This window comes from Nocardiopsis potens DSM 45234, assembly GCF_000341105.1.
Classification (GTDB): domain Bacteria; phylum Actinomycetota; class Actinomycetes; order Streptosporangiales; family Streptosporangiaceae; genus Nocardiopsis_A; species Nocardiopsis_A potens.
Window position 1 is genome coordinate 1 of sequence record NZ_ANBB01000018.1, and the last position, 8,800, is coordinate 8,800.

The 8,800-nt window shown below is 74.4% G+C and carries 7 protein-coding genes; 4 read left to right on the forward strand and 3 right to left on the reverse strand.

Annotated features, from left to right (window positions below; genetic code table 11):
- Nucleotides 1-1,273: 1,273 nt before the first annotated feature.
- Entirely contained in the window at nucleotides 1,274-2,755 is a 1,482-nt protein-coding gene (locus tag D459_RS0107085) for a sigma 54-interacting transcriptional regulator (RefSeq protein WP_026120136.1), read from the reverse strand.
- A 546-nt stretch (nucleotides 2,756-3,301) separates the two neighbouring features.
- Between D459_RS0107085 and D459_RS0107090 the strand changes: the two genes are divergently transcribed.
- Nucleotides 3,302-4,465, forward strand: coding sequence for an FIST signal transduction protein (locus tag D459_RS0107090; protein ID WP_017592300.1), 1,164 nt, complete (start codon nucleotides 3,302-3,304; stop codon nucleotides 4,463-4,465).
- A gap of 242 nt (nucleotides 4,466-4,707) precedes the next feature.
- The gene (locus D459_RS0107095) at nucleotides 4,708-5,994 is read left to right on the forward strand and encodes a hypothetical protein (protein WP_017592301.1); all 1,287 of its coding nucleotides are present in this window, start codon (nucleotides 4,708-4,710) and stop codon (nucleotides 5,992-5,994) included.
- Nucleotides 5,995-6,171: 177 nt separating this feature from the next.
- Here the strand turns inward: D459_RS0107095 and greA are convergent, their stop codons facing one another.
- Nucleotides 6,172-6,672: a transcription elongation factor GreA gene (gene greA / locus D459_RS0107100; RefSeq protein WP_017592302.1), complete on the reverse strand. Its 501-nt coding sequence runs from the start codon at nucleotides 6,670-6,672 to the stop codon at nucleotides 6,172-6,174.
- 267 nt (nucleotides 6,673-6,939) lie between these two features.
- Nucleotides 6,940-7,386 carry a DUF4307 domain-containing protein gene (locus D459_RS0107105; RefSeq protein WP_017592303.1) on the reverse strand — a complete coding sequence of 149 codons (447 nt, stop codon included), beginning with the start codon at nucleotides 7,384-7,386 and terminating at the stop codon, nucleotides 6,940-6,942.
- Nucleotides 7,387-7,563: 177 nt separating this feature from the next.
- On the opposite strand from D459_RS0107105, the gene mca reads away from it, so the two are divergent.
- Together mca and D459_RS36110 are read left to right on the forward strand one after the other, a co-directional pair.
- On the forward strand, nucleotides 7,564-8,442 hold the full coding sequence (gene mca, locus D459_RS0107110) for a mycothiol conjugate amidase Mca (protein ID WP_026120137.1): 879 nt from the start codon (nucleotides 7,564-7,566) through the stop codon (nucleotides 8,440-8,442).
- A gap of 5 nt (nucleotides 8,443-8,447) precedes the next feature.
- Entirely contained in the window at nucleotides 8,448-8,663 is a 216-nt protein-coding gene (locus D459_RS36110; RefSeq protein ID WP_017592305.1) for a hypothetical protein, read from the forward strand.
- Nucleotides 8,664-8,800 lie beyond the last annotated feature (137 nt).

Sequence of the window (8,800 nt, forward strand, 5' to 3'; positions counted from 1 at the left end):
TCGGTCGGGCGCGGCAGGGCGGGTCAGGGCGGCCGGGGTGGGGCGGGGCGGCGGGTTCGCCGTGCCCGCGTCGCCCGGGCGCCGGGGCCGACCGCCCTTGAAACCGTCCTACCTCCCTGACCTGGGCGAACACGCACAGTGAAGGTCGGGGGGAGCGCCCTGCGCACCGCGAGAGCACCCCGGTGATTCCCGGGCGCGCATCCCGGCCCGGATCGGCCCCCGGAAGCCCCGAATCGCCCTGATCGGGCCGGTGTCCGGAGGTTCGAGCCGCCCGCAAGGACGCAAAGCAGGGGGCCGAAACCCAAGGAAGACGGGAGTAGGGGCGGAATGCCGCTTTTGTTCTCCCGGGGGAGCCCTGTTTGGCCACTCTGGGTAACCAAAGAGAGAGCGGTGGGGGGCTTGGGGCTTACTACTCGCTGGTAGATGTAATCGGGGTGCTGCGGAGATGCGCAGGGCGCCCCCGGTCCCGCCCGATCCCCGCTGCGAACCAGGCATATAGGGATAAGGCCCCCTGGCTGGCGCGGGCAGGCGGGCCGGCCCGCGCCGCCGGGGCGCCGCCCCGCCCCCGCCGGGACCACGCGCCACCCCCGGCCGGTGAACGCGGCCCCACCCCGCTCCCGCCCTCGCCGCCTGCTTGAACCCCGACCCCGCGAGACGCCGCACCCGGGCGACCGCCTGCGCTCCGCCCCTACCGCTGCCGTCGCCGCCCGTCTTGACCTTCACTCCGTGGGGCGCCGCGCCCGACCGGCCGGCCGGTCCCCCTTCCCGCCCTCGCTGCCGGTCTGAACCTTCACTCCGTGGGGTGCCGCGCCGGACCGGTCGGCCGTTCCCCTGCCCGCCTTCGCTGCCCGCTTGAACCCTCGCCCCGTGGGGCGCCGCGCTCGGGCGAGGCCTTCGCCCCGCCCCTACCGGCGCCGTCGCCGCCTGTCTTGACCTCCGCTTCGCGGGGCGCCGCGCCCAACCGACCGGCCGGTCCCCTGCCTGCCTTCGCCGCCTGTTTGAACCCTCGCCCCGCGGGGCGCCGCGCTCGACCGGTCGGCCGGTGCCCCTCCCGGCCTCGCCGCCGGTTTGAGCCTTGCTCCGTGAGGCGCCGCGCTTGCTCGGGGCGCCTGACCAGAGAGCTGTCGGGATCGCGGGCGACCGCCCGCGATCCGCCCCGCCGACCGGCCGTCACCATGTTGAGTCGACCAGATGCCCAGCGGTCTCAGAGGTGGGCAAGGGGCGGGACATCGCCCGGCAGGGATACCCCTTCTCCCTTCTCCTTCCCCCCTGGTCAGGTGCGGTAGGTGGAGCGGTCCTGCGCCGGGGCGGCGGTCTCTTTGGAGAGTCGGCGGGTCAGGTAGAGCCCTTCCAGGGCCAGGTCGGCGGCGGCCGCCGCCAGGCCCTCCGCGCGGTCGGCGCCTTCGGCGGGCGCCTCATCCCCGGCCAGCGGCTCCCGGCCGGCATCGGCCAGGGCGACCAGCGACGCCGGGCCGGGCAGCGGGCCGAGGGAGCCGAGCAGCTCGGCGGAGGGCACCCCCGCACCGGAGACGGCCTCGCCCCCGGCGGCGAACATCCCGGTCAGCGGTTCCAGAGCGGACTCCGGCAGCCGGTCCCGGAACACCTCGGCCGTGGCGCGGCGCAGCAGATGTCCCAGCACCTCGGCTTCCTGCCCCTCCTCGCCCGGCGCGAACTCGACCTTTCCGCGCAGCACCGGGACGGCCGCCTGGAGGTCGCTGACTCGGGCCGTCGGGCACTTCTCCGCGGTCAGGGCGGCGCGCCGCTCGGCGGAGGCGGCCGCGGTGCGCACCGCCGCGATGGCGAACCGGGCGGACACCCCGGAGCGCGCCTCCACCGCGGGCGAGGCCCGCACCATCCGGGTGAACCGGGCGACGACCTCCACCACGTGCGCGGGCACCAGCGCCCCGCCGGGGTCCGCGGCCTCCTGCCGGACCAGCGCGACCTCGTCCTCCAGCGCCTCCGGGTAGTGGGTGCGCACCTCGGCGCCGAACCGGTCCTTGAGCGGGGTGATGATCCGCCCCCGGTCGGTGTAGTCCTCGGGGTTGGCACTGGCCAGCACGATGACGTCGACCGGGAGCCGGAGGACGTGCCCGCGCACCTGGAGTTCCCGCTCCTCCAGCACCCCGAGCAGCGCGACCTGCACCCGGGCGGCGAGGTCCGGCAGCTCGTTCAGGGCCAGCACGCCCCGGTTGGCCCGGGGGACCAGCCCGTAGTGCACCACCTCGGGATCGTCCAGGGAGCGCCCCTCGGCCAGTCGCGCCGGGTCGATGTCGCCGATCAGGTCGGCCACCCCGGTGTCGGGCGTCGCGGTCTTCTCCCGGTACCGCTCGTCGCGGTGGAGCCAGCCGACCGGCAGCGGCTCCCCGGCCGCGCCGAGCCGGCGGCAGCGCGGGCACTGCGGGGCATAGGGGTGGTCGCCGATCGGACACCCCTCGACGACGGGGGTCCACTCGTCCAGCAGCGCACCGACGGCCCGGATCAGCCGGCTCTTCCCCTGGCCGCGCTCGCCGAGCAGCACCACGTCCTGCCGGGCCAGTAGCGCCCGCTCGACCTGCGGCAGCACGGTCGCGTCGAATCCGACCATCCCGGGAAACCGCTCCCGCCCGGAGCGCAGCCGCTCCAGCAGGTTCTCCCGCACCTCGTCCTTGACCGACCGCCACCGGTGCCCGGCCGAGCGCAGCTCCCCGACCGTCCGAGGCAGCCCGTCCGGCGGGGGATGTCCGACATGTGTGCTGAGGGGAGGGGAGGTATGCACGGCGCCGAGTCTAGGTCCTCGCTCCCGGCCCCGACAGAAGATCATCCGTCCTGTGGAAACCGCCCGCCCGGCGGCCCCTCCGATACCCTTTCCGGGTGCCTCACGGCCCGAAAGCCCACGGGGGAAAGCGGTCACGCGACGATAACTCCCTACGTCTTCCCAGGTCGTTCGCTGTGAGCCCCGCGTACGCGGGGATGGACCGCGCCGCGGGACCGAATGGGAGAGCGCGATTGTGTGAGCCCCGCGTACGCGGGGATGGACCGGGCAGGCAGCTCCGGCGCCTGCTCGCGCGGCAGTGAGCCCCGCGACGCGGGGACGCCCCCCGATCTCTCGTGGTGCGTGTGAGCCCTGCGTGAGCGGGGACGTTCGGAGCGTCCTTCGGGCGGGCGGTCGTCGTCTCGGTTGTGGGAAATAGCCGGGGCCGGGCGGGGGTTGCACCTCCCCAGGGCTGGGATCATGGAAGCAGGGGCGCGGAGCCCCGCGGATTCCTGTGCGGTTGCCGATGACGTCCGGGAGCGAGGACGACGGATGAGTGAGGTGCGGGCAGTGGCCAGGTTCGGCGATGCACTGGCGTCGGGCGCCGACCTCGTGAGTGCCGCCGAGCGGGCGGCGACCGAGGCGGTCCGGTCCCTTGACGCCCCCGCCGACCTGGTCTTCTTCTCGGTGTGCGGGCCGGACGCCGAAGAGGTGGTGCTGGCCGGCGAGCGCGTCATGGGGATGGTCCCCGGCGCGGTGAGCATCGGGTGCACCTCCGCCGGTGTGATCGGCGGCGGCCGGGGCGTCGAAGGGCAGGGCGCCGTCAGCGTGTGGGCGGCCCGGCTGCCCGAGGTCACCATGACCCCCTTCCGGCTGGACGTGGTCCCCGAGGGCGACCACCTCGCCGTGATCGGCATGCACGAGCCGGCGCCGGAGGACAGGGCCGCGCTGCTGCTGGCCGACCCCTACCGGTTCCCCGCGCAGTCCTTCGTCGAGCGCTCCACCGACGCCCTGGGCGGGCTGCCCATCGTCGGCGGGCTGGCCGACGGCATGGGCGGCGAGCGGTCCGTGCGCCTCTTCTTCGAGGGCGAGGTGATCGACGCCGGGGCGATCGGCCTGCTGCTCGGCGGCAGCGGGGTCGTCGGCACCATGGTCAGCCAGGGCTGCCGGCCGGTCGGGCCGTCGATGGCGATCACCGGCGCCGAGGGCAACCTGATCACCGAGCTGGCCGGGGTGCCCGCCTACGAGCGGCTGGAGGCGCTGGTCAACGCGCTCCCCGAGGAGGAGCAGGAGCTGGCCGCGGCCGGCGGGCTGCACATCGGCATCGCCATGGACGAGTACGCCGACCGGCACGAGCGCGGCGACTTCCTGATCCGCTCGGTCGTCGGGGCCGACCCCGAGGACGGCAGCATCACCATCGGCGACATGGTGGAGGTCGGCCAGACGGTGCGGTTCCAGGTCCGGGACCGGGACACCGCCGACAGCGACCTGCTGGAGCGGCTGGGCGTCTTCGGGGAGGACTCCGGCGGCCGGATCTCCGGGGCGCTGCTGTTCTCCTGCAACGGCCGCGGCGCGTCCATGTTCGACAGCGCCGACCACGACGTCCGGGCGGTCCGCCGGACCCTGGGCATCGACGCGGTGACCGGCTTCTTCGCCGCCGGCGAGGTCGGCCCGGTGGCCGGCCGCAACCACGTGCACAGCTACACCGCCTGCCTGCTGGCGTTCGGCGACTGACGCCGCCCCGGCGCCCCGGCGCCCCGGCATCCCGCCGCCTCGCGGCTCCGGCGTCCCAGCGCTCCGCCGGCGCGCTCCCGCCGGTGCGCCCCCGGTGCCCCGGTCCGTTCCGGGCATGCCTCGGAACGGGCAAAGGGCTTCTTTTACCCCGATGCCGCAGAAACGCGGCGTGCCCGTCTTGTCACCCATCGTCATTGCCTGCTTACTGGACGGGTCGGTTTCCCGGGCGATGAGGGGTGACGATGGGGCGAAGACTGCTGCGCACCGGTGCGGTGGCCGCCGCCGGTGTGCTCACCGTGGGGCTGCTCGCGGCGGATGCGTCCGCGTGGGCGCCCGAGCGCGCCCCCGCGCGCGGGTGGCTCGTCGAGGACCCGGCCGAGGCCGAGACGTCCGGAACCGCCTGGGAGCGGGGCGGGCTGCGGGCCGCCGAAGGCGAGCCCGAACCCACCGCGGCGCTGGGCGGCCGGGTGCCCGGGGCGCCGGTCGCCCAGGCGGTGTTCCCGCCGCACGACCTGGCCCGGCCGGTCGACCGGGTGGCGGTGGCCGCCGACGCCGACGGGCCCGCCGACGGCCTGCTGATCGAGGTGCGCGGGGAGCGGGCCGACGGGGTGTGGACCGAGTGGCGGGAGCGGGCGGGCGGCCCGGCGGACGAGGCCGGGCGGGTCCGGCTGCCCGCCCCCGTCGGCCGGGTCCAGGTGCGGGTCGGCATCGGCGGCGAGGCCGCCCGGGCCGGCACCGTGCTCTCCGGGGTCCGGCTCCGGCCGGCCGGCGCGCCCGCCGAGCGCCCCGGGACCGCGGTCCGGGAGCGCCCCTACTCGGCCCGGCTGTTCGCCACCCGGATCGGCCTGGTCGGGGCGCGCACCGCCAACGGGCACACCGTGCGCACCGCCGACCACTTCGTCGCGCTGCCGTCCCGCCGGGCGCTGGCGCCGCGCGACGCCGGCGACTACACGGTGCGGGTGTGCACCGAGGGCGCGGACCGCCGCTGCGCCTACGCCCCCGTCTGGGACGTCGGCCCGTGGAACATCACCGACGACCACTGGAACACGCCGCGGGAGAGCTGGCTCGACCTGCCGCACGGCCTGCCCCAGGCGCAGGCGGCCTTCCTCGGCGGGCACAACGGCGGGCGGGACGGCTTCGGCCGCACCGTGCTCAACCCGGCCGGCATCGACCTGGCCGACGGGACCTTCCGGGAGGCGCTGCGCCTGCCGACCAACGCCTGGGTGCGGGTGGACTACCTGTGGACCGCGGAGCAGACCGCGCGCGCCCAGGTCGCCACGGTCAGCATGTCCGACCCGGTGGTGGTCCGCTCCGGCCCCGGCTTCGGGCACCCCGCGGTCGGCCTGGCCGCGCACGCCGCCCAGGTCGGGGTGGAATGCCTGGCCGACGGCGACCGGGCGTCCGGCCCCGGCGGGGCGGGCACCGCCTGGTACCGGATCGGCGAGGGGCACTACATCCCGGCGGCCTACGCCGAGGGCGGCGAGGGCGCGGCCGGCTGCGCCGAGCCGGGGCCGGCGCCGGCGCCCTGACCCCTTACAGACGTTGATCTTGGACTTATCGACCGGTCTGGGCCGCTCACCGGCGCGGGTACACGGGCCGGGACCGGTCGATAAGCCCAAGATCAACGTGAGATGAGGGCGGAGACCCCCGCAACGCGGAAGGGGCGGCTTCCCGCCGCCCCTTCCGCGATTTCGCTGCGGTAGGGGCTATGCCCCGCCGTAGGGGACGGCGTCGATGATCTCGACCGAGAGGCTCTTGCCGTTCGGGAGGTTGTAACTGACCGTGTCGCCGATCTTCTTCCCGTTGATCGCGCTGCCCAGCGGGGACTTCGGGGAGTAGACGTCGATCGGGGCGCCGCTCTCCTCGCGGGAGGCGAGCAGGAAGGTGACCTCTTCGTCGTCGCCCTCGAACTTGATCGTGACGGTCATGCCGGGGCCGACCTCGCCCTCCTTCCGGGGGGCGTTGCCCACGCGCGCGCTGCGCAGGATGTTCTGCAGCTGCGCGATGCGGGCCTCGATCTTGCCCTGCTCTTCCTTCGCCGCGTGGTAACCGCCGTTCTCCTTGAGGTCGCCCTCCTCGCGGGCGGCTTCGATCTTGTCGGCGATCTCGATGCGACCAGGCCCCGAAAGGTGCTCCAGCTCGGACTTGAGCCGGTCATACGCCTCCTGGGTCAGCCAGGTGACGTTGTCATCGCGGGTCTCGGTCACGGGAACTCCCTTGGTGCGTCTGACGACTGCGGTCCTTCTGTCCGGCCGCAGCTGAACTTACGAGGTTATCACCGCGTGTTCCGCCTGGAAGGGGCCTGGAACGCCGTGCGGGCCGGGCTCCTGGAGGCTCCTCGGGGGGTTCTCCGGGGCGCGGCCGGGGCGTTCGGGGACGCTTCGGGCGGCTGTGGCGGGGGGATCGGAGGCGGACGGGGATCGGACGGTGCGCGGCGGTGGCTCAGGCCCGCGGCCGGTGCCGGGGGCCGCGGTTCACTTCTTCGCCGTACCTTGTTCCCTGCAGGAGGCCACTTCTACCATCGCGGCCTCGCGGACCGTCTCGATCTCGGTGGTGACGGTCTTGGTGCCCGCACCGATCTCCACGTCCCGCTGCCCGATCTCCACGTGCTGCCGGTCGTAGGCGCGGACCAGGCAGGACACCGGCTCGCCGCTGCTCACCTGGAAGGTGATGGAGGCGGTGGAGGAGTCCACGATGTCCCAGGCCACGGTCTGCTTGGCGACGCCGCCGCCGTCCCCGTAGCTCACCAGCGCGGCCCCCCAGCCCAGAGTGAAGAGGCCCGCGGCGAGCAGCCCGACCAGGAAGATGAAGGGCTTTCCGCCGTACCGGCGCATGGCCGAACGGGCGCCGCGCTCGTCGCCGCCGGGGGCGGCGGTGCCGGCCGCGCCGTCGGACGTGAGGTCAGAGGGGCTCTCGGGCATGCGGGAATCTCCGAACGTGGGGACTACGTTGTCTAAGATAGCCCCGCCCGACGGGGCCCCCGTTCCACCCCCGCCCCAGCGCACCCGTGTCGGGCGCGCCGCGGGCGCCCGCGCGGCCGCCAGGCAGGGCGCGGGCCGTACCGACAGAGCTTTTCGACTACCCGAGGGGTTACTCCGTTGTCCGAGCGTCTGCGGCTCATGGCCGTTCATGCCCACCCCGATGACGAGTCGAGCAAGGGGGCGGCCACCATGGTGCGCTACGTCTCCGAAGGCGCCGAAGTGCTGGTCGTCACGCTCACCGGAGGTGAGCGCGGCTCGATCCTCAACCCGGCCATGGACCGGCCGGAGATCAGTGAGAACATCGCCGAGGTCCGCCGCAAGGAGATGGCGGAGGCCCGGCAGATCCTCGGCGTGCACCAGGAGTTCAGCGGGTTCATCGACTCCGGGCTGCCGGAGGGCGACCCGCTCCCGCCGCTCCCCGAGGGGTGCTTCGCGGTGCAGCCGCTGGAGGTCGCCAGCGAACCGCTGGTCCGCTCCATCCGCTCGTTCCGCCCGCACGTGGTCATCACCTACGACGACAACGGCGGCTACCCGCACCCCGACCACATCATGACCAACCGGGTCTCGGTGGAGGCGTTCGACGCCGCCGGCGACCCGGAGCGCTACCCCGGCACCGGGGACCCGTGGCAGCCTCTCAAGCTCTACTACCACGTGTCCTTCCCCAAGGCCCGGTTCGAGGCGATCTCCGCCGAGCTGGAGGAGCGCGGCCTGGACAACCCGTACAAGGAGTGGATGGACCGGATCGAGGACCGGGACTGGCCCGAGTGGGACATCACCACCCGGATCGAGTGCGGCGAGCACTTCGAGACCCGGGACCGGGCCCTCAAGGCGCACGCCACCCAGGTCGACCCGGACGGCTTCTGGTTCGCGGTCCCGCTGGACGCGCAGCGCGCGGCCTGGCCGACGGAGGACTACCACCTGGCCCGCTCGCTGGTCGACACCGAGCTTCCTGAGACCGACCTGTTCGCAGGCGTCCGGACGTCGGTGAGAACATGAGCGGTATGAACACCGTCCTCCTGCTCGCGCAGACCGAGATCGACCAGAACACGATCACTCCGGGGCTGCTGGGGTTCCTGGCCGTGGCCTTCGTCGGGGGCGTCCTGTACTTCCTGATGAAGAGCATGCGGACCAAGCTGGACAACGTCCGCTCCGGCGCGCTGGCCGAACCGGCCGCCGCCGAGGGCGCCGCCTCCGGCACGGCCGAGCGCACCGACTGACCCCGCTCCGGCCAGGGCCGCACCCGGCCCGGCCGGAGCACCCGAACGGGGCGGCGCGCCCTCGCGGCGCGCCGCCCCGTCGGTGTGCCCGCCGGCCCCTCTCTTCCGACGGCCTCGAAGGCGTGCAGCAGGTCGGC